The 24,494-nt window shown below is 65.7% G+C and carries 22 protein-coding genes; 13 read left to right on the top strand and 9 right to left on the bottom strand.

Annotated elements, in window-relative coordinates:
- Positions 1-43: 43 nt before the first annotated feature.
- The 5 genes from NDB2M1_RS21950 to NDB2M1_RS05435 all read right to left on the bottom strand — a co-directional run bounded on the left by NDB2M1_RS21950 (position 44) and on the right by NDB2M1_RS05435 (position 6,982).
- A complete protein-coding gene (locus NDB2M1_RS21950; protein ID WP_072380318.1) occupies positions 44-742 on the bottom strand; it encodes a TonB C-terminal domain-containing protein in 699 nt (232 codons plus the stop codon).
- A gap of 31 nt (positions 743-773) precedes the next feature.
- On the bottom strand, positions 774-1,181 hold the full coding sequence (locus tag NDB2M1_RS05450; RefSeq protein WP_054120827.1) for an ExbD/TolR family protein: 408 nt from the start codon (positions 1,179-1,181) through the stop codon (positions 774-776).
- Between the two features lie 12 nt (positions 1,182-1,193).
- On the bottom strand, positions 1,194-2,993 hold the full coding sequence (locus NDB2M1_RS05445; RefSeq protein WP_054120828.1) for a DUF2341 domain-containing protein: 1,800 nt from the start codon (positions 2,991-2,993) through the stop codon (positions 1,194-1,196).
- Positions 2,994-4,649, bottom strand: a complete 1,656-nt coding sequence (locus NDB2M1_RS05440) for a ShlB/FhaC/HecB family hemolysin secretion/activation protein (RefSeq protein ID WP_054120829.1) — start codon at positions 4,647-4,649, stop codon at positions 2,994-2,996. It lies immediately after the preceding gene.
- 212 nt (positions 4,650-4,861) lie between these two features.
- Positions 4,862-6,982 carry a substrate-binding domain-containing protein gene (locus tag NDB2M1_RS05435; protein ID WP_072380314.1) on the bottom strand — a complete coding sequence of 707 codons (2,121 nt, stop codon included), beginning with the start codon at positions 6,980-6,982 and terminating at the stop codon, positions 4,862-4,864.
- Positions 6,983-7,586: 604 nt separating this feature from the next.
- Between NDB2M1_RS05435 and NDB2M1_RS05430 the strand changes: the two genes are divergently transcribed.
- From NDB2M1_RS05430 to NDB2M1_RS05380, 11 genes are read left to right on the top strand one after another with little or no spacing between them, the layout of a single operon-like run.
- Positions 7,587-9,383 (top strand): GspE/PulE family protein, encoded by a 1,797-nt coding sequence (locus NDB2M1_RS05430; RefSeq protein ID WP_253185778.1) that lies wholly within the window; start codon positions 7,587-7,589, stop codon positions 9,381-9,383.
- Between the two features lie 29 nt (positions 9,384-9,412).
- Positions 9,413-10,603, top strand: coding sequence for a type II secretion system F family protein (locus NDB2M1_RS05425; RefSeq protein ID WP_253185777.1), 1,191 nt, complete (start codon positions 9,413-9,415; stop codon positions 10,601-10,603).
- Complete coding sequence (gene gspG / locus NDB2M1_RS05420; RefSeq protein WP_054120832.1) at positions 10,603-11,025, top strand: type II secretion system major pseudopilin GspG; 423 nt, start codon at positions 10,603-10,605, stop codon at positions 11,023-11,025. Before NDB2M1_RS05425 ends, gspG begins: the two co-directional genes overlap by 1 nt.
- Complete coding sequence (locus NDB2M1_RS05415; protein ID WP_171955328.1) at positions 11,009-11,449, top strand: prepilin-type N-terminal cleavage/methylation domain-containing protein; 441 nt, start codon at positions 11,009-11,011, stop codon at positions 11,447-11,449. The genes gspG and NDB2M1_RS05415 overlap by 17 nt, the downstream gene beginning before the upstream one ends.
- Positions 11,446-11,832, top strand: coding sequence for a type II secretion system protein (locus NDB2M1_RS05410; protein ID WP_054120834.1), 387 nt, complete (start codon positions 11,446-11,448; stop codon positions 11,830-11,832). The genes NDB2M1_RS05415 and NDB2M1_RS05410 overlap by 4 nt, the downstream gene beginning before the upstream one ends.
- Positions 11,829-12,512, top strand: coding sequence for a prepilin-type N-terminal cleavage/methylation domain-containing protein (locus NDB2M1_RS05405; RefSeq protein ID WP_054120835.1), 684 nt, complete (start codon positions 11,829-11,831; stop codon positions 12,510-12,512). Before NDB2M1_RS05410 ends, NDB2M1_RS05405 begins: the two co-directional genes overlap by 4 nt.
- The gene (locus NDB2M1_RS05400; protein WP_072380308.1) at positions 12,509-13,555 is read left to right on the top strand and encodes a hypothetical protein; all 1,047 of its coding nucleotides are present in this window, start codon (positions 12,509-12,511) and stop codon (positions 13,553-13,555) included. The genes NDB2M1_RS05405 and NDB2M1_RS05400 overlap by 4 nt, the downstream gene beginning before the upstream one ends.
- Positions 13,552-14,112 (top strand): type II secretion system protein GspM, encoded by a 561-nt coding sequence (gspM, locus tag NDB2M1_RS05395; protein WP_072380306.1) that lies wholly within the window; start codon positions 13,552-13,554, stop codon positions 14,110-14,112. Before NDB2M1_RS05400 ends, gspM begins: the two co-directional genes overlap by 4 nt.
- Entirely contained in the window at positions 14,072-14,590 is a 519-nt protein-coding gene (locus tag NDB2M1_RS05390; RefSeq protein ID WP_143146643.1) for a hypothetical protein, read from the top strand. Before gspM ends, NDB2M1_RS05390 begins: the two co-directional genes overlap by 41 nt.
- Complete coding sequence (gene gspD, locus NDB2M1_RS05385; RefSeq protein ID WP_083554678.1) at positions 14,587-16,734, top strand: type II secretion system secretin GspD; 2,148 nt, start codon at positions 14,587-14,589, stop codon at positions 16,732-16,734. The genes NDB2M1_RS05390 and gspD overlap by 4 nt, the downstream gene beginning before the upstream one ends.
- Positions 16,731-17,585 (top strand): type II secretion system minor pseudopilin, encoded by an 855-nt coding sequence (locus NDB2M1_RS05380; RefSeq protein WP_072380299.1) that lies wholly within the window; start codon positions 16,731-16,733, stop codon positions 17,583-17,585. Before gspD ends, NDB2M1_RS05380 begins: the two co-directional genes overlap by 4 nt.
- 35 nt (positions 17,586-17,620) lie before the next feature.
- On the opposite strand, the gene NDB2M1_RS05375 is transcribed toward NDB2M1_RS05380, so the two are convergent.
- Positions 17,621-18,454, bottom strand: a complete 834-nt coding sequence (locus NDB2M1_RS05375) for a cell wall hydrolase (RefSeq protein ID WP_054120841.1) — start codon at positions 18,452-18,454, stop codon at positions 17,621-17,623.
- A 159-nt stretch (positions 18,455-18,613) separates the two neighbouring features.
- Here NDB2M1_RS05375 and NDB2M1_RS05370 point away from each other — a divergent pair, with 159 nt between their 5' ends.
- Positions 18,614-19,213 (top strand): hypothetical protein, encoded by a 600-nt coding sequence (locus NDB2M1_RS05370; protein ID WP_054120842.1) that lies wholly within the window; start codon positions 18,614-18,616, stop codon positions 19,211-19,213.
- Positions 19,214-19,259: 46 nt separating this feature from the next.
- On the top strand, positions 19,260-20,309 hold the full coding sequence (locus tag NDB2M1_RS05365) for a hypothetical protein (protein WP_072380297.1): 1,050 nt from the start codon (positions 19,260-19,262) through the stop codon (positions 20,307-20,309).
- Between the two features lie 12 nt (positions 20,310-20,321).
- Here the strand turns inward: NDB2M1_RS05365 and NDB2M1_RS05360 are convergent, their stop codons facing one another.
- The 3 genes from NDB2M1_RS05360 to NDB2M1_RS05350 all read right to left on the bottom strand — a co-directional run bounded on the left by NDB2M1_RS05360 (position 20,322) and on the right by NDB2M1_RS05350 (position 24,414).
- Positions 20,322-21,914, bottom strand: coding sequence for a GSCFA domain-containing protein (locus tag NDB2M1_RS05360; protein ID WP_054120844.1), 1,593 nt, complete (start codon positions 21,912-21,914; stop codon positions 20,322-20,324).
- 71 nt (positions 21,915-21,985) lie between these two features.
- Positions 21,986-23,014, bottom strand: a complete 1,029-nt coding sequence (locus NDB2M1_RS05355) for a class I SAM-dependent methyltransferase (RefSeq protein ID WP_143146642.1) — start codon at positions 23,012-23,014, stop codon at positions 21,986-21,988.
- Between the two features lie 215 nt (positions 23,015-23,229).
- The gene (locus NDB2M1_RS05350) at positions 23,230-24,414 is read right to left on the bottom strand and encodes a polysaccharide biosynthesis/export family protein (protein WP_171955327.1); all 1,185 of its coding nucleotides are present in this window, start codon (positions 24,412-24,414) and stop codon (positions 23,230-23,232) included.
- Positions 24,415-24,494: the final 80 nt, after the last annotated feature.

Here is a 24,494-nt window from a genome sequence, read left to right as displayed (position 1 = left end):
CAACCGTCTCATCAAACTTCCCCTGGAATGCGTTCAGGCGTGCTCACAGCGAACGCCTGCCTCGAACCGTGATCCGCTGCGGAAACCGGACCCCGCTGGGCGGCGGATCGAGATTGGAAATGGCAAGCAGAATGGCCTTGAGCGCAGCATCGCGGTCGTCACGCCCGCTGGTCTTGAGCAGGCTGACCGAACTGATGCGGCCCGAAGGCGAAATGGTGATCGCAAAGTCGGCGCTGAACACCAGCCGGTTGACCCGGTCGTCGCGCTGCACCTTTTCCTGCAGGACCGCGCTCAGATAGCGGCGATAGAACACCTCGCTCATGCCCGTGCCGCCGCAAGCGGGGCCGGTGCAGGCGCCGGTGGAGCCGCCGCCGCCGAGGCCGCCGCCATTGCCCGATTGCAGACCGAAGGCATCGCTGCCGGCCTGCGCCGGGCCATTGATCGAAACCGCAGCCGGCGCGGGCGCGGCCTTGGGCGGCTCGACGCTGGGCACGGGCGCGGCCTTTTCCTGCGGTTCGGGCGGCTTGGGCTGCGGCGGCGGAGGAGGCGGTGGCGGGGGCGGCGGGGGCAGCATCGAAACCACCGCGGGCGGCGGCGCTTCGACCTTCACGCCCTTGGTCGCGGTCAGCGCCGAATAGGCAAACCACAGCACGGCGATCACCACCACCGCGCCGACTGCGATCAGCAGCCCGCGGCGCGACCCCTGCTCTTCGGGATCCGGAAAGGATGGTTGTCTGGCCACGGCGCGGTCTGCTCTGGGTCCGGTCCGGTTATCAGGCAGCGGTCGGCTTGCCGGTGACGAGACCGACCTTGTTCAGGTCAAGCTGGCGGCACAAGTCGAGCACTTCGGTGATCTTGCCGTATTGCGCGGTCTGGTCGCCCTTCAGCACGATCGGGACGTCGGGGTTCGAGGCCTTGGCATTGCGCAGGCGCGTCTCAAGGTCGGCCAGCGTGACCGGGAACGCGTCCATGAAGATCTGCCCCTGGTTGTTCACCGTTATCGCGATGGTCTTGGGCTGGACGAGGCTCTTGGCCGAGCTCGCCTTGGGCAGATCGACCTTGATGCCCTGCACCGATGCCGTCGCCATCAGGATGAAGATGACCAGCAGCACGTAGGCCAGGTCCAGCATCGGGGTGATGTTGATGTCGTCATAGGCCTTGCGGCCGCCACCTACCTGCATCGGTCGGTTTCCTTACTGCTGATCGTTGAAAGCTTGCGCGGCATTGGCCTGCACTTCGGCCATGCGGGTGATGAGCTGCTCGATGAACACGCGCATCTGATCCGCCAGCCCGCTGATGCGGCCGTTCAGATAGTTGTACCCGAACAGCGACGGGATGGCGCAGGCAAGGCCCGCGATCGTCGCCAGCAGCGCCGCCGCGATACCCGGCGCGATCGCGTTCACGTTGACGTCGCCCGCCATCGCCACGCCGCCGAACACGGTCATGACGCCCACCACGGTGCCGAGCAGGCCGATGAACGGACCACCCGAAATCGCGATGGTGAGAATCACCACCAGGTGGTCGAGCTTCTGGTTTTCCTTGACGAACTGCGAGTCCACCGCGGCGCGCATCGAGTTGACCGCCTGGCTCGAGAGCGGCCGGTTGCCGGCAGCGACCACGCGCTCATAGAGCTCCTCGAAGCCCACTTCATAGAGCCGCGCCAGCGGCGAAGCGCGGTTCATCATGGCCGCTTCCTGCGGGGTCACACCTTCGGCCTGATCCAGCGGACGGAAATCGTCGCGCATGGCCTCGAAATAGCGCAGGAAACGCTTGTTCGCCTTGTCCGCCGCGTTGAGGTAGCGGACCTTGACGGTCATCAGCGCGATCGCCGCCGCCAGCAGCAGCATGCACAGCCCGATGATGACTGTGTCGATCGGCTCCAGCTTGCTGATGATGAACCCGAGCACGCCGCTGCCCGAGCTCTGCTTCTCGGCGGTCTCCGAGACCGAGACAAGCTTGCCGCCCGGACCTTCGGCCTGTGCCATAGCCAGCAGCATCGCCGCAGGCCGTGCGGTCTTCGAAAGGCGCACTTCGTCGAGCGCGCCGGTGTAGGGCTGGCTGGTCTCGCCGCCGATGCTGATCGGGCCATCCAGAGCCGGCATCGCGCCTGCCGCCGTGCCCTGCTCGGTGCCGTTGATGTAGATGAAGAAGGCCTTGCCGTCGGAAACGAAAGCGATGTGGCTCCATTCGCCCTGCTTCACAGCGGTCTTGCCGGAAACCGAGACACCGGGACCCGAGGCGAAGGGGACGCCCGCGTTCAGCCCGATCACCAGCCCGCCGCGCGCGAAGATGGCCTGCTGACCGTTCAGCTGCTGCGGCTTGACCCAGGCCGTGAAGGTGAAGGGAGCACCGGCGGTCATCGCGAGCGAGCCGCTGCCATCGATCGCCAGCGCGCCCTGCCCGGGGAACTGGGCTGCGCGGCCGACAATCCCGCTCTCGTCGACCCCCGGGGGCGCCACTTTGGACGAGTTCGCATTGGCGGTGGAATCAGTGGCCGGCTGGCCAGGCTTCTCGCTGAAGTGGTAGACGGCGGTGTAGTCGGGATCGAAGGTCCCCGGCACGTCCGCGCCGACCGGCGCCGACTTGTTGCCGAAATAGAGCCAGATCTTCTTCTTTTCTCCGCCGGTCAGGTTCGGCACCGAAACCCACACCGTGGCGATGCCCGTGGCCGCATCGTACTGCTCGATATGGTAAGGCAGCGGCGTCTTGTCGTCGGAATCGACGAAGCGGACATCCGCACCGTTGTCCATCGCATCGGTGAAAGTGAAATTGCCGCTGTGCAGGCGCACCAGCACCACCGTACGGCCGATCGCACCACTGACGTTGACGCCGGTCGGCGAAGTATCGACCGTCACCGCCTTGCGATAGCTCCACTCCTTGTTCCACCAGCCGGCAGACTCACCCTCTGCGGCGGCCGGAGAGGCCAGCCCCAGCGACAGGACGAGCGCCAGCAACAGGCGCAGGATCGCTGTTTTCACGGTTGCCTGAAACACTCAGAATTCCCCCTTCACATCGAAGCTCACGCGGGGCGCACCCCGCTTGGTCACCGGGCCGCCGGTCATCGCGACCGCCCCCAGGACTTCACCGGAAATCCGGTCAAAAATTCGGACCCTCAGACCGCCGCCGATGCCGACGAGCGCGAAGCTCGAAGTCTGTTCGGGCAAGGGGTTCAGCACGCGCAGGAAAGAAGCATCGCCAAACGCGAAGAACCGCGCTTCGGTCAGCCACTTGCCGAAGCTGCCAGCCAGCGATGGCGAGCGCACCTCAAGGCTCGGCCCGATCCCGTTGTCGCCCACCGCTTCGGACGAGTAGTATCCGCGCACGCTGCGCAGGCCGCCGGCGGAAAACTGCTCGTTGGTGATGAGATGCGAATCCGCCAGCTGCGCGTTCAACCGGAACGCGGCGACGATATCGTTCTTGAAGGCGTAGGACAGATCGACCGAAAGATCGCCGCGAACGAAGTTCTCGTTGCTGAACTGCTCGCGGTTGCGGAACGCATCGACCAGCACGCAAGGCCCGGTCAGGCTCGCGCAGACCTTCGGCCTGATCGCCCGGAGGCCGATTGTTGTCGCCAGCGAGACCGAGTAGTTGACCCGTTCACTGCCACCGGAAAGCATGTATTCCAGTTCAATCGGCAGATAGCGGATCGGCGCGGTGCTGGTTTGAACGCCAGCGACCTGGATATTCTGCTTGAAGTTCTTGTAATCGAACCCAAAGCTGAACTGCTGCTGGGTGCGGGACGTGGCAAGGTGATAGATCGCACGCGCGCCGACCTGATAACCGTTGCCCAGCACGTTGGTGCCGCCCAATGCCGAGATGTTGCTGTTGGAGTAGTACCCGGAAATCGCGATGCTCCACGGCGTGCGCAGCAGCGGAAACGAGTAGGAGCCGGAAAAGACTTCCGTCTCTTCGCGCTTGAGCGGCGAGACGATGTACGTGAACGTCGCGGCCTGCCCGGTCTGGAACAGATTGGTATAGCGGACCGTGCTGATGAGGCGCAGCTGCGTCGTTGCCGGGCTGGCGTCGTTGTTGATATTGACGCTGGCATGCAGCGGCCGCTGGTCGTCGACATTGAGATCGACGTCGATCGTGCCGGGAGCCCTGCCCGGCTTGAAGATCGGATTGAGCGTGCGGTCGGGAAACCGGTTGGCCATGGTCATGTCCGCCTGCAAGGCGGGAATGTTGAGCGGCTTGCCCTCGACCAGCGACGGCACCTGACGGCGCGCCACCCACAAGGAATGATAGCGGCTGTCGGTGACCCGCACTTGCCCGACCGGTACTTCGTTGACCGCGATCCGGATCACGCCTTGGGCAAACGTCTCGCGCTCCTGCACGGGCACTTCCACCACCGCCGCGCCATAGCCGCGTGCGGCATAGGCGTCCTGCAAGGCCTTGCGCGCAGCCTCGACATCGGCATCGGTCCGATCGGGACCGGAATGGGCATAGACCAGACGCTCGATTTCGCTCGCCGGCAGCACGGTCGCGCCGGAAATGTCGTAGGCCTGGATAAAGAACTTGTCGGGCGCACGCTCCGCGCCGGCTGGCGTCGCCGCACCCGTTGGTGCCGCCTGCCCCGCGGGCGCCGCTGGCTCGGCCGCTTGCGCAGCCCAGGCTGACGATGCGGGCACCAGCAGCGATGCCAGTGGCAAGCTCGCACGTAAAACATGTGCACTAAGCCCGCCCATCGCAATCTGATTCCCCGAACCCCTGTGTAAGGGGTCTGTGGAGGGACAGTGTTTAATCTGTGTGACAGTCTGGTGATGCGTTGGCAGGCCCTTTCCCGGGCTGGAAAAAGGTAAACAAAAAGGGCCCCGGATTGCTCCGGAGCCCTTCTCGTTCAGCGTGTGCCGTGATCGGAAGATCAGGCGCCCGTGCGGCCCGCGCAGGTCGGGTTCGCAGTGGTCGGGATGCGGATGTTCGGCTTGGCAGCCCGGTACAGGGTGCCGGCCGGACGGCTCGCGGTCGGAGCCGGAGCGCCCGGGTCGCCGTAGAAGATGGCAGCGGTTGCCGTCTGGTAGGCCGGGATCGTGCGGTTCTGGATCCACAGGTTCTGCGCACCCAGAGCCGTCTCGGCCGTCGGGTTCGAAAGGAACGTGTTCACGATGGCACGCGTCCAGTTCGAAGGAACAACGGCGATGTTGTTCTGGAAGAGCACGCCCGGAGTGGCGGCAACCACGCCGTTCAGCAGGCCGTTGGGCGCCGGAGTACCATCACCCTTGGTACGGTACTGACCAAGGGTCCAGCCGAGGAAGGAGACCATGGCTTCGCGGTTCGCACCGTTGTAGCAGGTGTACAGCAGGATCTGGGTGGTACCCGTCATCGGATAACCCAGGTTCGGCCGTGCCAGCGACTGGTTGGTGTCCGCATAGAGAACATCAGCCCAGGCGACCGGGTTCGCACGCGTCGCCGGTTCCGGAGTAGAGCCGGTCAGCGGGCGGACAAGACGGCTGTCAGCCGTGGCCGAAACGAACAGGCCAGCCGTATCCGACTGCGGCGGCAGGATCGTGCCAAGCGCGGTACGGGCGGCTGCGGCGGTCGGGTTGGCATAAAGCGTCGTCGACACGCCGACCTGCAGCGTGGCGGCCGAGAGACCCGCAAGCGCGTCAACCGAAGGATTGACGAAGTCGGCCGAGATGTAGCCGACCTTGCCGTTGAGCAGAACGCCGTTCAGCGGATAGTCCGGAGCGAACGTGATCGCCGCGGCAACGCGCGAGCTGCCGTCTGCCAGCAGGAAGTAGCCGCTGCCCACGCTGCCGGTCGGCATCGAGGTCGGGCCGGCCGCGCTCGTCGGCGAGGTCGCCGTACCGATGTTTGCGATCGCGGTACCGGTGAAGTAATCGCCCGAGATCGAGTTGACGGTGCCGGCGAAAGCCGTCGAGCTGGTGTTGTTCACACGATAGCCGGTGTCCGAACGCACGCTGCGGAAGTCGATCCCGGTTGCCGTGTTGTAGGGCAGCGATTCGGCGGCCTGCAAAAAGCGGTTCGTGCCGGTGAAGGCAGGAACTGCAGGAGAGAGCAGACGGCCGTTCGGCAAGGTCGCCGTGGGGGCCGAACGACGCTCGGGGATGCCCGGGGCGCTGGTGGGGTTGCAGACCGCCGCGAGGTGGCGCGTGAAGATGTCGGTCGTGCCCGAACGGTCCATACGGCCGACGAGACGGATCGGCGCACCATCGGCGGCCCAACGCGAAGCGTTGTCGTTGACCGTGTCGAACAGCGGGGTGTTGCCGTTGAGCACGGTGAACGTGACATCGTTCCAGTTGGTCAGCGTGCCGTTGAAGATGCCGCAATAGGCAGCCTTCGAAAGCTTGATCGCCGCAGCGGCGGTGCCGCCGGCAGGCGCAATGCCGCGGCCACGGGCGTTGAACACCATCGGCTGGCCCGCGGCATTGGTGCCGTAGGTCGAGCTGTAGGCGATCGCGACGGGGAGCAGGTAGAGCGGGAACGAGATCGCCGCACCGGCGCTCGGCGCCGCACGCGTGTTGTAGGTGGTGATGTCCGCAGGCGAAACGCCGGCGTCAGAGAAGCCGAACTGCACGTTGCTCCACACGTCGGGCGCGGTCACGAACGGGTTGAACACGCTGCTCGACACGGTCGGACCAGTACCACCGCGGAAGTCGTTGGCGAAATCAGCCCAGACGGTGCGGCCGAAGCCCGAACCGGTCGCGATGTACTTGCCCTGGACGTTGGTCTGCACCGCGTCCGCCGGGAGCGCGCAGTTGATGGGGATGGTGCCGTTGAACTGACCCTGCGTCAGGGTGGTCAGCGAGGTTGCGCTCGTCGACGTACCACGCTGGTTGTCGACAGCGCTGAGGCAGTTGAAGCTGCGGGCCACAACGTTCTGGACCGACGAAGCACCGGCGCCGTGCAGCGCGCCATCAGCAGTCGCAGGGGCAGGCAGCGGGATCTGCTGCGCGAAGGCGGGCGATGCAACCGTACCGGCGACAGCAGTCGCGGCCAGAAGCAGAGACTTCACATTAACCATTTGATAATTCCTCCTGAAGGATATCGTAACCAATACTGACGTTGAATCAGAATGAGTTGGCCGTTCAAAATCCGAAAGATGTGCAGAATATATACTGAATCCAGTTCAATACTTCGAATTAACTCTCCGATTCGCGATATGGAACTGGTCCAAACTGGGCTCGTCACGAGCAAGCCCGATCAAGTTCTTGATCGATACGCTCTGCAGCTTCCCGGAATTTGTTCTTAGCGCCCCCGATTCCCAACCCAATCTGCGGTTGGCGAAGCGGTCATTAGACTCGGCAAATGACAGCAACGTGATTCTTTTGTTGCAGTCTCTGAATATCAGCCGCGCCCGCCGGCGTCCGGACGCACAGCCCAGGCTTGACCCTGTCGATCCTTGAAAAAAGGCGAAAAATCGCCATTCCGCGGCACTGTCGCCAACCCGGCGCGCGCATTCCGGACCGCTTTGGCGCTGCCCAGGCGCGGGTCGGCGTTCGTAACACAAATGACGCATTGGCCCCATAAGGCGGCGCGACGGGGAGTGGTTGATCCGGCAATGGCAATTGGTTTGGGCCATCACGAGCGAAGGCCATGCCGCTTCCGGTCTGACCGCGAGGGTTAATGTGCTCGGTAAAGCAAAGATCCTGGCAGTCGCTGGCGCTTCGCCCGGACAATCGCTCCGCCCCGGCGCCGGAACCGATTCCGAACAAGATCAAGCCCATACCCTGTCGGCCACGTCCGACGCCGGGACCACGCAGCACAGCGAAAACTCGATTGCCGCCGTTTTGGAAGCGCGCGCGCTCCTTTCGCGCGAGGCGCTCTCCCGTGCGCGATTGGTGCAGCAGGAAAGCGGCGAGCGCATCGACTCGGTGGTCACGCGCCTTGGCCTGATGTCGGAGCAGTCGCTGTGCGAGCAGCTCTCCGACGCCAGCGGGATGCCGATGGCACCGGCCGACCGGCTGCGTGGTCAGGTCGCACTGGAGCAGCCGATCGAAGCCGAATTTCTGCGCGATATCCGCGCTGTTCCGATTGCGATCGACGATGCGCGGGTCTGCGTCGCAGTGGTCGATCCCTACGACCCGTTTGTCGAGAGCGCGTTCCACTTCCTGTTCAAGCGCCGTGTCGATCGCATGATTGCGCGCGCCAGCGATATCGAAGCGGCGATCGAACGTCTGTGCCAGGACGGCACGGATAGGGCAGCGATCGAGGATACGGTCGAAACCGGCGACATCGACCGGATGCGCGACCTCACCAGCGACGCCCCGGCCATCCGCGCGGTCAACCGCCTGATTGCCGAAGCGGTCGATGCAAACGCCTCGGACATTCACCTTGAGCCGACCGATGACAGCCTGGTCGTGCGCTTCCGCATCGACGGCATGCTGCGGCTTGTCACCCGGCTGCCGCAGGCGATGCGCGCATCGGTGGTGGCGCGCATCAAGGTCATGGCCGGGCTCGATATCGCCGAGCGCCGCATTCCGCAGGATGGCCGTCTCCGGCTGGCGGTGCGCGGGCACGAGATCGATCTGCGCGTCGCCACCGCGCCCTCGATCCACGGCGAAAGCGCGGTCCTGCGCATTCTCGACAGGTCCAATCTGAAGCTCGAGTTCGCCGCACTCGGCCTCGACAACCGGCTGGTCGAGCAGTTCCGCGAGGCGATCCACCGGCCTTACGGGATCGTGCTGGTGACCGGGCCGACCGGCAGCGGCAAGACCACCACGCTCTATGCCGCGCTGGCCGAACTCAACCAGGTCGAGCGCAAGCTGCTGACGGTGGAAGATCCCATCGAGTACCGCCTGCCGGGCATTGTCCAGACCCAGGTGCAACCGGGCATCGGCTTCTCGTTCGCCACGGCGCTCCGCTCGTTCCTGCGGCAGGATCCCGATGCGATCATGGTCGGCGAAATCCGCGATACCGAGACGGCGCAGATCGCCGTGCAGGCCGCGCTCACCGGCCATATGATCCTCTCGACGCTCCACACCAATACGGCGGCGGGCGCGATCACGCGCCTGATCGATATGGACGTGGAGCCGTTCCTCCTGAGCTCGGTGCTGGCGGGCGTGCTGGCGCAGCGACTGGTCCGCCGCCTGTGCCTCCAGTGCCGCGTTCCGTTCGTGCCGGACGAGGCACTGCTGGCCACGCTAGGCCTCGACACTGCGGCCGCGCTGGCCGGCCACTTCCACCGCGCGGCCGGCTGCACCGCCTGCCACGGCACCGGCTACAGCGGACGGATCGCGGTGTTCGATTTCCTGCCGGTCGACGATGCGATCGCGCGCCTGATCCTGAAACGCGCCGATGCGCGCCAGATCGAGGAATGCGCCAGTGCGGCGGGACATCGCTCGCTGCTGCAGGAAGGCTTCGCCAAGGCCGCGCAAGGGCTGACGACGATCGAGGAAGTGCTGCGGGTCGCGAGCGGCGAATGAACGCGGCGCCCGCCTTTCGCTACCGAGCTATGCGCGCAGACGGCCGGATTGTGGCCGGGCAGCTTGATGCGGCCAATGAAAGCGAGGCGCTGGCCCAGATCCGGCGCAGCGGCAACACGCCGGTCGAGCTGCGCCTGATCCCGGCAGGTTCGGCAGCAACCCCGTCCGGCGAGCCGATATCCCGGCGCAACAGCGCGATCAGCCGCGCCGTGATCGCCGAACTGGCCGTGCTGCTCAAGGCGGGCCTGCCGCTGGACCGGGCGCTCGCGCTGGCGGTCGGCAATATCGACGATCCCGCAGCGGCCGAAGCTATGGGCATGCTGCTCAGCGCGGTGCGCGAAGGCGCGCCGATCTCGCGCGCCATGCTCGACAATCCGGCGCTGTTCAGCCCCGGCGAGGCCGCGATGGCGGAAGCGGGCGAGGCCAACGGCAAGCTGGGCGAGGCGATGGAGCGCCTTTCGCAGATGCTGGAACAGGCTGCCGAACTGCGGCGGCTGGTGATCACCTCGATGATCTATCCCATCGCGCTGTCGGTGATCGCGGTCGGGGTGATACTGATGATGTTGCTGTTCGTCGTGCCGCAGTTCGAACGGCTGCTTGATACCAACAAGGTCGAGCTGCCGTTCGCTTCGATGGCGGTCATCGCGGCCAGCCAGTTCCTGCGCGCCTACGGGCTCTGGCTCCTCGCGGGACTGGTCGCGCTGGGCCTCGCGCTGCGCAACCTGCTGGCCCGGCCCGCCAGCCGCATCCGCTTCGACCAGCTCATGCTGGGCCTCCCGCTGGTCGGAGACCTGGTGAAGCGCATCGAGATCGCGCGGTTCTCGCACACGCTCGGCGCCTTGCTCGAGGGCGGAGTTCCACTGCCCAATGCGCTGGCGCTGTCGCAGCGCACTATCGGCAACACCGCGATTTCCACCGCGATCGCCACGATTGCCGAGGGGGTGCGCGAAGGCGGCGGTCTTTCGGCGCCGCTTGCCGCGACCGGCATGTTGCCGCACCTTGCCATCGGCTTCATCCGCACCGGCGAGGAAACATCGCAGCTGGCCCTCATGCTCTCGCGGCTGGCAGTGGTGCTCGACCGCGATGTGCGCACCCGGCTGGAGCGGCTTGTCGCCATTCTGACGCCGGCCATCACCATCGTGCTGGGCACGGCTGTTGCAGCGATCATCGCCGCGGTCATGTCCGCAATTCTCGGCTTCAATGAACTGGCAGTATCCTGATGAACAAGAACAACCGGAACGAGCGGGGCTTCACGCTGATCGAACTGCTGGTGGTGCTCGCCATCCTCGGCCTGCTGGCAGCTATCGTCGGGCCGCAAGTGATCAAGTATCTTGGCAGCTCGCGCACGCAGACCGCCCAGATCCAGACCAAGAACATCGCCGCCGCGCTTGAACTCTACAAGCTCGACGCCGGACGCTACCCCACCAGCGCGGAAGGCCTCGGCGCGCTGGTGAAGGCGCCGCCCAGCGATACAAACTGGAACGGGCCCTATATCGCCGATGCGGCCGCGCTCAACGATCCCTGGGGCAAGCCCTACCTGTTCAAGTCGCCGGGCGATCACGGCGAAGTCGATGTCTACAGCTACGGCTCGGATGGTGCCGCCGGCGGCAGCGGTGAGGCGAAAGATGTCGGCAACTGGTGAGCGTCGGCGCGGCTGCCCCCGCGACGACGGATTTACCTTGATCGAACTGCTGGTGGCGCTGGCCATCGCGGCCTTGCTGGCCGGGATCGCGTTTCCGGCCTTGCAGCACCGCCTCGGGCAAAGTGCCGCAGCCGAGGCGCGGATGACGACGGCGCTCGTGCTCACGCAGGCGCGCGCCGATGCCATTGCCGGCGCAGCGCCGGTGCGCGTGTCATGGTCGGCGCCGCGCCGGATGCTGCTGTCATCCTCAGGTCGCCCCGCCCGCAGCCTGCCGGAGTCCGTCCAGCTCGAATGGCCCACGCAGGGATTTGCTTTCTTTCCCGATGGCACCGCAAATGGCGGCGATGGTGCCATTGCTGCTGCAGGCCGCGGCAGCCGTTTCCGCGTCGACCCCGCCACCTCGCGCCTCGTGTTCCTGCCGTGAGTTCCGCCGCTTCCACCCCGCGAGAGGCCCGGGAACTGGGTTTCACACTGATCGAACTGCTGATCGCGCTCGCCATCGTGGCCGCGATGACTGCCGCTTTGGTGGGCACCGTGGGTCAGGATGCCCGCACGCGCCTCGCCGTGCAGCAGCGCCGCGAAGGCCTGATGATCGCGCAATCGGTGCTCGATCAGACGGCGGACCCTACTGCGCCGCTTCAGGGCCAGTGGGGCGCCTACGGCTGGCGTGTCGTGCGTCAACCCTACCAGCAGCTGGCCGATCCGCTTGATCGCCATCCGCTTGAACAGATCTCGGTCGCGGTCGGCGTAGCCGGAGCGAGGCGCGGCGAGATCGTGCGGCTCACCACGGTGCGGATCAAGCCATGACGCGCCCACATGCCGCCGCCGGCTTTACCCTCGTGGAAATGCTCGTCTGCCTCGCGATCCTCGCTTCGGTGTCGGTCGTGCTTGTCACCGGGATCGGCCGGATGGACCTGCGCCAGCGGTTTATCGGCCAGAAGGATGCGCAGATCGACGAGATCGCGCAGGCGCAGTTCACCTTGCGCCATCTTCTGGGCGACATTCACCCCTCGGTAAACCCGCAGAACAACAGCGCCGTGGATTTCTTCGGCAACCAGTTCGGCCTCGAGTTCGATGGCCAGCCGCCGGACAATGCCGCGCCCGACGCCTTTCAGCGCTACCGGGTCCGGCTCGAACGCAACGGGGATCTGATGCTCTACCGCATCAGCACGCTCGACGAGACGGTCGACCGCCGTCAGCGCGAAGTGACCGGGTGGACCGCGCAGCGCCTGCTGACGGGCGTGTCCAGCATGTCCGTCCGCTATCTAGGTCCCGGAACCGGTCCCCTCGCCGGCACGGGTACGCTGCCGGCATGGCAGCTGCAGTGGTCGAACCGGGCCACGCTCCCTTCGCTCGTCGGCGTGCGGATCGAGTTCCCTGCGGGCGACAGGCGGTCCTGGCCCGATCTGGTAGTGCGGCTGCGCGCCGCCAATGGCGACACTTGCGCACGCGATCTGCGCACAGGCACGTGCGGGGGCACCGAATGAGCGGACGCAGCATCCTCCAGGCAGACATGCACACCGTCGGGCAATGGATTGCAGACGGCATGCGCTGGTGGCTGGACCAGCTCGCCGCCATGGTACCCGGGCGTCTGCGTGAATGGCAGGAGTCCCGCAGGATCTTTGCGGACTATGAGCCGGACACCGGTGCCTTGCTCGCCCGGCCCGATCCCTCCGGTGCTGCTCCCCGCCGCTCCGGCCCGGTCACGATTATCCTGCCCCCCGCGTACTGCCTGAGCCGCACGATCGAGCGGCCGACCATGAGCTCGCGCGACATGGAAAGCATGATCCAGCTCGATGCGGCGAGGATCATGCCGCTGGGCACCGAAGGCATGATCCTTGCCGCCCGGATCGCGGCGCGCGCCGAAGGCCACGCCCGGATGCAGATCGAAGTTGCCGCGATGCCGCGTGCTTCGGCCGAGGCGCTCGGCGTGGCGATAGCGCGGCTCGAACAGCCCTGCCACGCCATCCTGATCGCAGCGCCGGAGCCGCAGTCCGGCCATGCAATCGACTTTCTCCCCGCATTCCGCAAGGCCGGGCTGGTGCGCGACGCCGATCGTGGCGCCCTGCCGCTGTGGATTGCGGTCGGCGTACTGTTTGCGCTCAACCTCGGCTTGCTCGTCTGGCGTGACACGGCCGCCACCGCCATGTTCGAAGCGCGCATCGCCGAGCAGCAGCCGGCGGTGAACGCGGTGCGCCGGATCAATGCGCGGATCGCGAAGGCGGATCAGTTTGCCGCCGCCACTGTGAAGGCGCGTAGCGAAGGCGAGCCACTGGCAATGCTTTCGCGCGTCGCCGCAGCCTTGCCGCCGGGCGCCTGGGTGCAGCGCTACACGTGGGTCGCCAATGGGCAGGCCGACGGGCAGGCGAATGACCTGCGCATCACCGGCTACCGACCGCAGCAGGCCGACGTGGCTGGCGGACTGCGCCGTGCCGGGCTCAGCGTGCAGCGCTACAGCGATGCGTCGACCGCCGCGCAAAACCCGCTGGGCCAACCCTTCGAAGTCACCTTGCGGATGACAAAGCCATGAGCACGCGCAGCCTCTCCCCCCGGCAAGCGCAAGCGGTCGCGCTGCTCATCCTGCTAGCGGTGCTGGCGTTTCTGGTCTTCGTGATCATCGCGCCGCTGATCGCGGGATTCCAGGAACGCGCAGCCCAGCGCGAGCAATATGCCCTCCAGTACAGCGCCAACGCGCGCAACATTGCCGCCATCCCGCGGCTGCGCCGGATGGCAGAAGCCCATGAGCAGCTGCTCGGCGATTTCCTGCTCGATGCGCCCGATGCAGCCACGGCCGGCGAAGCGCTGCGCCAGCGGTTGCAAACCGCCATCATCGCGCTTGGCGGCGAGTTTCGCGGCGGCGAGGACATCGCCTCGGCAGATGCTGGCAAGGCCGCCGTGCGTGTCACCGCGCGGCTCTCGGAGGGCCAGCTCAAGCAGCTTCTCGCAAACGCGCAGAATGCCAAACCCTATCTCACCCTGACGACCCTGGTCATCGGCGCCGATGAAGCACTGGTGACCGGACAGGCTTCCGCATTGGATGTTCAGATTGAAGCTTCGATCCCCTATCGCCCTGCCGCCAAGCGGTAGCAGCGCGCGCCTGCCCGCGCTGCTCCTGCCGGTGCTGGCGGCTGCCGCGCTGCTGCAGCTGCTGCTGCCTTATGGCGAGGAGCTGCCGACTGCCGGCGTGCCTGCGCGCGGCAAGCAGGTCGCACCGCCGCCCGCAGTGCCGCGCGTGCTGGTTCCGGCCGCGCTTGCCGATCGCAGCGTGTTCTCACCCGTCGCCGCGGCGGCTGGCGGTGCCCCCGCACCCACCGATGTCCTTGGCGGCGCGGTGATTGCCGGGACGATCAAGCACGGACGCCTGCTCTACGCCGTGGTGCAGGAGCGCGGCGGCCGGATCCGCCAGGTCGCGCCCGGCGGCACTGTGGCCGGATGGCGCATCTCCGCGCTGACCCCCACCGGCGTCCGCCTGTCGCGCGGCTCGGAACAGTTCAACGTAGCCTATGGCGCCATCCCCACGGGGCCCGCCGCACCCGCCCCTGAAGATTCGGAAGACGGCCAATGACCTCTCGCCCCATGCGCCTCAAGCCCAGCCTTGTCATCGCCCTGACCAGCACCACGGCCTTTGCCGCGGCGCCGCCGCAGCTGCCGATCCCGGCAACCCCGGAACTGGCGCAGATCGACGATCCGGGTGCCGTCCAGAGCGGCCCCGCCCCGGCGCAGTCGGCCCCGCCTGCCAACACCGATTACAAGGTCCGCACGACCGTCGTTCCGGGCACCGAGCCGCAGCCGGTCATTCCGAAGACGGCCGATGTGAAGACGAAACCGGGCGACATTGCGGTCAATTTCCCGGATGCCGATATCGCCGTGGTGGCACAGGCCGTGCTGCGCGACATCCTCGGCAAGAACTACACGATCGCGCGCGGCGTGACCGGCCGGGTCAACCTCGTCACGCCGGGTCCGGTTTCCAAGTCGTCGCTGCTCGATCTGTTCGAGAAGGCCCTGCGCCAGAGCAATCTTGCGATGGTGCCGGTGGCCGGCGGCTTCGAAATCCAGAACTCCGCCGCCGCACGCGCCGTCATTGCCGCGAACGCGACCGGCTTCGGCAGCGAGATCTACACGCTGCGCTTCATCAATGCCGATGAGGTGCGCAAGGTGCTCGACTCCGTCCTGCCCGGCGTGGTGACCGCGACCGACCCGCAGACGGGCGCCATCACGATTGCCGGCACCACCGGCCAGCGCGCCAGCGCGCGCGATCTGCTCAAGCAGTTCGATGTCGATTGGCTGCGCAACACCAGCTTCGCGCTGTTCGTGCCCGATCGCACCGATGCGCGGCTGATCGTCCCGTCGATCGACAAGCTCATCAATGCGCCGGATTCGCCCACCCGCGGGCTGGTGCGCCTGATCAGCATGGAGGAGCTCAACGGCATCCTCGCGATCAGCATGCAGCCGCAATATCTTGCCGATGTGAAGCGCTGGATCGAGATCCTCGACCGCGAAGGCGACAGCAACGAGCGCCGGCTGTTCGTCTATCAGGTCCAGAACGGGCGCACCCGCGATCTGGTGCGTACGCTCAACCTGGCCTTCGGGACGGCCAACAACGATAGCGGCGGGCAAGGCAACTCCGGCAACAATGCCTTCGCCGATCAAGGCGATCCGAACCAGACCGGCGGCGCGCGCGGCAACGGGCTCGGCGCAGTCCAGAACGGGACGACAGTGGGCGCGAACCTCCCCCGCCCCGCCTTCGGGCAAGCGCCGGCTGCTGACGGCACGGCACAGGGCAACGGCAACGGCGGCGCCGCAACGACAATCCGGATCACCGCCGACGAGACCAACAGCGCGATCATCGTGTTCGGCACCCAGCGCGAATATGCCTCGATCGAGGCCGCCTTGCGCAAGATCGATGTCGCTCCGCGCCAGGTGCTGATCGAAGCGGCGATCACCGAAGTCAGCCTCAACGACGATCTGCGCTACGGCGTGCAGTGGAACTACCTCAGCGGCTCGAACCAGGTCGGCTATTCCGAAGGCACGACATCTGTGCCGACACAAATCTATCCCGGCTTCTCCTACTTCTATGGCGGCAACAGCATCACCGCCACGCTGAACGCACTGCAGGAACGCACCAACGTCAAGGTCGTCTCCGCACCCAAGCTGCTCGTGCTCAACAACCAGAGCGCGGCGCTGCAGGTGGGCGATCAGGTGCCGATCTCGACCGGTTCGGCCACCAATCTGGTCGGCAATACCAATGCGGTGATCAACACGATCGAGTACAAGGATACCGGCGTTATCCTGAAGATCACCCCGCGCATCAATGCCAGCGGGCTGGTCCAGCTCGATGTTTCGCAGGAAGTCAGCCAGATCAGCACGTCCGCGTCCGGCACCTCTGCGACGCAGCGCCAATCCCCGACAATCTCGACCCGCCGCATCGCTTCGACCGTATCCGTGCGCGACGGCGAAGTTATCGCGCTCGGCGGCCTGTTCAGCGACACCAGAAGCTTCGGCAAGAACGGCATCCCGCTGGTCTCGCAGATCCCGATTGTGGGCGGCCTGTTCGGCACCCAGCGCAACACCGAACGGCGCACCGAACTGATCGTGCTGCTCAAGCTCAAGATCATCGCCAACGCCGACGATGCGCGGGCTGCAACCGAGTCCCTGAAGCAGAAGATTCGCCAGCTCGAACCCTTCCAGGGCTCCGCCAAGCAGCCATGACCGTCATGCCGCAAAACCCGCGGGAACGCGGTTTTGCCCTCGTCGCCGCTGTGGCCAGTCTGGCCGTGTTCGCCGCAATCGCGCTTGTCGTGATCACCGCGACCCGCATCGATTTCGCCAAGGGGCAAGGCGAACTGACGAGCGCGCAGACGCGGCTGGCGGCAGAGGCCGGGCTGGCGATCGCCCTGCACGGGCTGATCGAGCGCGACGCCGCCACAATCGCGCTGCTCGATGGCCGCACGCAGGAACTCGACTTCGCCGGGACGCACCTCTCCATCGCCTTGATCGACGAGCGCGGCAAGGTGAACATCAACGCTTTCGAAGAACCAGTGATCGAGCGTCTGCTGAGCCAGGCCGGTCTCGAAGGCCATGCGATGATGGTCGCGCGCGATTCGCTGCTGGATTGGCAGGACGATGACGACGAGGCCCGCACCGACGGTGCCGAAGCGCCCTATTACGAAAGCCGCCGGATCACGCCGCGCAACGGCGGGGTGCAGAGCATCGACGAACTTGGCCTGATCCGGGGCTTCACGCCCGCGCTCGTCGACCGCCTCCGCCCTTACATCACCGTCGAGCGCAACGCCGTGCCGTTCAATCCGCGCTACGCCGGCCCTGAGGCGCTTGCCGCGGTTGGCGACAGCCGCGGCGCCATTGCCGGTATCGAACGCCAGCGCGAACTGAACGGCCAGCGCACGGCGATCGCCTTTTCCGATACGGTGTCATGGACCGGTCGGCCGATCACCATTTCCGTTCAAGCGACCGCGCCCGGTCGGGGGCGATACCGCCTGCAGGCAATTGTCGAACTAACCGGAAAGCCGGACCATCCCTACGTCATGCGGCGGATCGTCTAGCGGCAGACCGGGCCGCACCCGGATCTGGCAGCGGCCTAGTTTTGTCCGAGCAACATCGCGGTGGCATCACTTGCGGCTGCCATCGGCACACCCCACGGTGCAAACAGTTGCCGCGTCGCCCCCGGTGCCACCCGCTGGCGCGCGCGCGGCATGGTACGCGCCTGCACACGCGACGCTGCGAGCGCGGCAAGCCCCGGCTCCTCGCTGGTCGGTGTGGCGGCCGCAGACCCGTTCGCATCGCCCGGCATGCGGTAGAAGATATGCGCACCGATCTGCGCCACGCGGGTGCCGGTGTAGGCCCAATAAGGGTTCACGTAGTTGGCGTGATAGTGCGTCGCCCCGCTCACGCGGTCAGGCGCCTGGCCAGTGAGCACAGACAAAGCTGCCATCCGGGCGGTCGCCAGCGTGGTATCACGCAAGCGGCGACGGATCGAGCCGTCGCACGTGAACGTGAACTGGCAGCCGGTGGAACGCTGGGATCCTTCGAACACAACTCCGCAGACAGAGCTCGGAAACCGGGCGACGCGGGTGCGGTTGAGGATCACTTGCGCCACGGCCTGCTGGCCGGCAATCGGTTCCTGGCCGGCTTCGTAGGCGATGGCCATGGTCAGGCAATCGAGCGCGCGGTCATGCGACGTTGCCGCAGCGGAAAGACTGTCAACATCAGGTGAGACTGCGGGCGCATAAGCCGTGAGCGGATTGTAGGTGGGCGCGCTCTCCGGAACGGGAGCGCTGCGCACGAAGAGCGGCGTGCTCGCCGGTCCGATCCGTGCCGGAGCAGCAGCGCCGAGCACCATCAGCCCGGCCTGCCCCGTCGCGTCTTCGGCAAAAGCTGCTTGCGGTACCGCAACCGCCACGAGCAGCGCCATTGCCGCCGATCCGCGTAGCGCGGCGGACCCGGGGATAACCGAGGGGTTCAAACAAGCCATTATTAACTGCCCTGAACGGGTTTTGTTTCATTTGATTGACACAATTTCCATCGAAGGAGAGGCCGTCCCGTTTATGGCAGGAATCGTTGCAGCTCCATCATGACGCACGCACCATCACCGCTGATCAAGACAGTGATCCTCGCGGCCATACTCGGCTGCGCCACGGGGCTTTCGCCGGTGCAAGCCGCAAAGGCGAAGCGCGCTAGCGCGAACCAGCCCGCGGCGGCAGCGCGCCTGCCCGAGCGGCAGCTCACCTGTTCGATCCGCCACATCACCAACTTCGATCCGGAAAAGCTGCAGACCGCGGCCGAACTCAAGTACGATGCCGTCCACCCGCTGACGCTGGTGCTCCCCGGCATCCCGGTTCGGACGAGTCCGCCGCCCGAGCCGCAGGACGATCCAGAACCCGTCGATCCGCGCACCCGGATCATCGCAGACCCCGGCAACATTGCTCCCACGAAGAACGGGACCTTCGACCGGGTGATCGATTACTGGCCCGAGCGGACCGAGCTCTCGGCGGTGATTTCCGGCGATCTGCTCAACGTCATCGTGATCAACCAGTATGATCCGGTGAAGCAGACCGCCAACTTCTTCATGACCCGTGCGACCGAACTTTCCCGCTATCAGCAGAATCATGTCTACCAGGGCGAATGTCAGGTCCGGCTCAAGGCATCGACCAGCGGAAAGCCGATTGCGTAACCGCCGCACCGCCGGCTCTCGCCTGCGAGGGCCCCGCACGATCGGCTTGGCCGCGCTTGCCGGTGCCGGGCTGGTCTGCGCGATGGTGCCGCTAGCCGCTGCCACTGCACCCGGCGCCGATTGCTTCTCGGCCGCCGACAATGCCCGGTTGCGGTTCGAAGCCTTTCAGCAGGCACCGCCCCCGCGTGACGGCGCGCGGTATCCCCATTACCCGCTCTCTGCCGCGGTCTCCGGGCAACTGGGCCGCCTTGCCTCCGCGCCCAAAGGCATTCAGACGTGGTACTACCACTGGGCCAACCGCGCCGCGACACCGCTCGTCGGCGCCGGCGGGCGACAGATCGTCCGCAAGCTGAACCTCGAACCGTCGCGGACGGGCAACCGGCGGCACCGCTCGGCCTTCAGCTCGATCGACCGGGCCAACGCCTGCACAATGGCGCAGGCCGCCAGCCTGCTGGGACAGGATGCACGGGCACGACGCTATGCCCGAGACGCGGGGGTCACGCTCATCAACGAACGCGCGCTGCCCGATGAGGCCCCGCCCTCGCCCGCCGATACCTGTGTGCTGGCATCGGGCAAGCTGCCCCCGCGTGCGAGCGGGATCATGCTCGATTATGAAGTGCAGGACGGCCGCGACCCGCAGACGACTGAAACGTTCCTCACGGCCTATGCAAAGCTGGTTCATGCTGCGGGCAAACGGGTGATCTTGCTGGTCAATCCGCTCGATTCTCCGGGCCAGCAACGCTTTACCGGCGTCACTGCCGAGAATGCCCACCGGATCGTGGCGCGGTTCGACCGGACGACGCTGGTGCTTTGGAGCGGCAATGTGCAAAAGTCGCTTCCCGCAAGCTACGCCGCCCAGATGGCGATCGTCAAAGCCGGCGGGCCGGTGGACCCGAAGCGCCTGCTGATCGATTTCGAACTGGCCGGCACAACGCTCGACGACGCACGCTTCGTGCGTCAGGCGATCATCCGCGACGGACTGGCCGGTGTCTTGTTCTGGCGCAACTATGCCAGCCAGGGCGGCGCATGCGCAGCGCCGGTCAACCAGCGGATCGCGGCCATCGCGTTTGGCGAGGCAGCCGACGAGCAGCGCTGAGCGGCTGCAGCGTCAGGTCGTCGCGATCAGCGACAGGATATGGTCGCGCCGCCGCCGGAAATAGGGCTGGGTCGGCTCGATGCCCCGCACCAGATCCTGCGCCGCCGCCACGCGGCCGGTGCGGGCAAGATGATCGGCACATTCGATAACCACCGGCGCCTGATCGTCGCCGCGCAGCAAGGCCTGCTCGTAATAGCCTTCGGCCGCGGCAGGATCGCTATCGGCCAGCGCCCGCGCGAGCAGCAGGTAAGGCTGCGGCGTACTGCGATCGGCGGCGATCCAGTCGTTGGCAGCCGCCATCGCCGCGTCCATCTGGGAAAGCGCCAGAAACGCGCGGAGCTTAGTCCCGTAAAAATGCGACCGTGCGGTCGCACGCGGCGGGACGTCGCCCAGCAAAGCCAGCGCCGCTGCGGCATCGCCGCGCGCGAGGCAGATGCGCGCCGCCAACACCGGCTCGAGCAACCCGCCCTCCATCGCCTGCTCGGCATCATCCAGCCGCCCGACCAGCAGCGCCGCATCGGCATAGGCATTGGCGATTTCAGGATCGTCCAGCAGATCCTGCCGGCCTTCGAGCAGCGACAGGATCCCGGTGCGGTTGCCGCGCAGTTCGCGCAAGGCGTCGCGTATGCTGTCCCGATCGAGGCCTGCGGTCGCGGCCCCGGTATAGGCAGCAACCATCCGGCCGACGTTGGTCTCGACCGCGCGCGGCGTCACATGGACGTTGTCTTCGGTCCAGGCGTGTTCGCGCTCGGACAGCGTTATGCTCTCGTAGCTCGGGAAGTAGTCGACAAAATCGAACTCGGCTGCGGCCTGCTCGGCAGCGACGCGCAGCACCGACTTCGAATAGCAGTTGGCAACCATCACATCGACCGGACGGTAGGTCGCCGACAGCGGCACGGGTGATACCGTCAGCACGACCTTGATCCCCGGCGTTCCGCGTTCCCGGATCAGGAGCAACGCCCGGCGCAGATAGTCGTAGGACTCGTCCGGCGAGAGCACGTGCAGATCGAACCGGTCAGGGTTGTCGCGCAAGATGGAACGGCGCGGGGCCACATTGAGGTAGTGGCCATGCTGGTTGTCGAACCAGACCTCGGCCAGACCGAGCGTGATGATCACGGCACGGCAGTGGCTGATCGAACGGTATGCAGCCGCAATCGCGCGCCGACGTGTGCGCAGCACGTCAAGCGAAGTGGGGCGGATGCTGGCATGGAGATGCATGTCGACCCAGTTGTCCCGCACCGGCTCGAAGCACTTCATGGGGTCGAAACTGTCGTCGAACGCCCACGACAATTCATTCCAGATCGAGGGTGTGCCGTAATTGTTCAGCACATCCAGACCGACCGCGCCGAAGTCTTCATCGCTTTCAAACAGATGTCTGGTCGGCAAGGCAAACCCGCGAAACGCCAGCTCACGCTCGACGTGGCGGGCAAAACACGAACCGATCGTGAAGATGGTTTCGCCGGGCGCGAAGTGAAAGGTCGGTTTGAACTGCGGTTTGGCAATCGGCGACAGGCGCCCCGGTTCCCCCCGCCGAGGCCAGCGACCGACGGTGTTGTCCTTGATGTTGAGCAGCGCCTCTTCGGTGCTGACCGTAAACAGTGGCATCGGCCCCGCCCCCAAATCAGGTCCGCGTCGGCCACGCGGCTCGCGTCACGCGCCGCGCCTCACGTCCCCGATCAATCATCGCCATCGGCACAGACGCGCTCGATCGCGACCAGCGCATCCTTCAGGCGCGGCAAGTGCGATGCCACCTGTTCGGGGAACTCGTTCTTGACGAAGCGCAGATAGTCTTGCGCGCTTTCAGTTCCATAGAGCTGCTTGATGAGCCGGACCTTGGAAAGCGCCATCATATACCGCCGTGCAGGATCGCATGAACGCTGCATGGCGATGCTGGCCAGACGTTCCTGCTCGCGCGGGGGCAAGCCCTGCTCCAGTTGATCGATTGCCGATTCCGGGATCGCCTTGGTGCACAGGAACAGCGCCGTCGAGCACACTTCGCCGATGAAGGTGAAGTACTCGGAGAAGAATTCCTGATCGGTCTTGATGAAGGGCAGCCGCTCGTAGAAATAATCCTGCTGCACGACGATCGAGACACCGGGGATCAGCTTCGGAAAGAAATTCCGCATCACAAAGCGGCTGATCTCCGGAAGCTTCAGCACGTCGAGAAAGAGGATTTCGATCGGGCTGGTAATGCCTTGACCGGTCTCGAGGATATCGCCCAGCCGAAGATCGACCAGATCGGCCACCGGCTCGATATTGGCCTCGACCGCGGCGGCAAAGGACTCGCCCGGCTCGGCCATACCTTCGACGTTGTTGCGCTTGAAGAACGCCGGCATGCCGGGGTTGATGATGGCGCGTTCGAACGAGATGATCGGCTTGGCCCAGCGCTTCGTGGTCTTCTTGAAAACCTTGTTCTGCCGCAGGCCTTCGCCGAAGCACACCGTGGATGCGCCCAGGAAGATACCGGCGTCGATGATCAGGCCATTCCCCGAGTAGCGTTCACGCGCGAGCGTGAACAGCACTCGCTTTTCAAGCATCGACATCATTGAAGGAACCTTGACCGCCGACTGGCCGATGGTCCCGAGCAAACGCGAGAAGGCCGGATTGAACCGGACCATGCGCATCGGTTCCGGGTCGGGCAGCGGCACCGCCGTGGCCAGCCCCGGCACAGTCAGCGCCTTCGCCGCCGGACCTTGCTTGACCATCACCGAATTCCTTTTCACGATATCATGCATTTTTCTTGCCATATCCTACCAGCAGCGAATGACGGGACCAATCGACCGCCACAAGCGCCCAATGTGCACTCGGTGCACTTGCACCGGGTGCTTCTCTCTACCTTAGGCGTCAAATTCATCCTGACACCGGCCCGGTTGGACCTGCGACGCTCTTAACAATCGGCATGCTGCCATCGGGATAATGGTCAGTAAGTAAAGCGCTGCGTTGTCCGGCTCTTGCCGATGCTGGTGATCTCGTTCAAGAGCCGCGCGATCTTGCCAACCTGCACCGACTCCGACGTCGCGACATAGACAACGTCACGGTCCCGCATCGAGAAGTTCTGTGCAAGCAGCAGACCATCGGCAGACTTGAGGTTGACCTGGTAGACTACCGGCACCGTCGCGTTGGCCGCCAGATAGTCCGGCAGGGGTTCGGTCCGCAGCGACTTGGCAACATCCAGCGGTTCATACCGCAGGACATATACGCCGAACGGATCGGCCTGACTGTCGTTGAGCCCACCGCCATTGCCGAGCGCCTCGGCGAGATTCACCTTCGACTTGGCAAACGTCATTTCCTGATTCTTGTTGGTCGCGCCCAGCACGACCAGAGTCTGGGGCTCCTGCGACAAGGTCACCAGATCGCCCGGAACCAGATAGATGTTCTCGCTCGGGTTTGCCTGCAGATCGACAAGCCGCACCGAACGGACAACGCCGCCCCGCGTCAGCTGCACGAGCATGTCGCGCGCCTTGCCGGTCGTTCCCCCCGCTTGCGAGAGCGCGTCAAGCAGGCGCGTACCTGCACCCATGAGCGCAACGCGGCCGGGACGGTTGACATCGCCGCTGATCGTCACCGCATTGTCGGTCGTCTGCACCACCTGAACAAGCGCCTGCGTCTGGCTGGCCTTCCCGCGCAGCGCGGCGATGATCGCCTGCTGCACCTGGCGGGTGGTCAGGCCGGCTGCGCGGATCTCGCCGGCGAACGGCACCATGATGGTACCCGACTGATCGACCGTCTGGACCGGCACGGTTGCGCTCTGCGCGCCGACGAGCCCCGGCTGCGATGCGGTAGCCGCATTGACGGGGCCGAGCAGGCCCGAGCCGAACTCCCAGAGCGTGACCGAAACCGCATCACCGACATGGATCGTGACGACTGGCGGCGGCGCCGGAGTGGCAAGCGGACTGAACCCGTCGGGTGCGGCGCGTGACAGCGCCGTGAGCGTGATCCGGTCAACCGGAACCAGCAGGAATGGCGGCGCCTCGCTCGCACCCTCCGTCGAGATCTGCTTCGAAAGCGGGCCGGCAATCGGCTGCGTCGCGCAGGCGGCAAGCGAAAACATCAGAACGCCGGGCAGCACGCAGCGTGCAACACCTGCACGCGAGAGTCTGCTCATAACAGCGAAGGACGGCTTGAGTTCATGATCAGTCACGGCGTGCCCCTGCTTCATTGCCGGTGATGGAAAAGATGGAAGAA

The sequence above is a fragment of the Novosphingobium sp. NDB2Meth1 genome (assembly GCF_900117425.1).
GTDB lineage: Bacteria > Pseudomonadota > Alphaproteobacteria > Sphingomonadales > Sphingomonadaceae > Novosphingobium.
The sequence above is the reverse complement of the archived record's forward strand: the minus strand, read 5'-3'. Positions and strand labels throughout refer to the sequence as shown.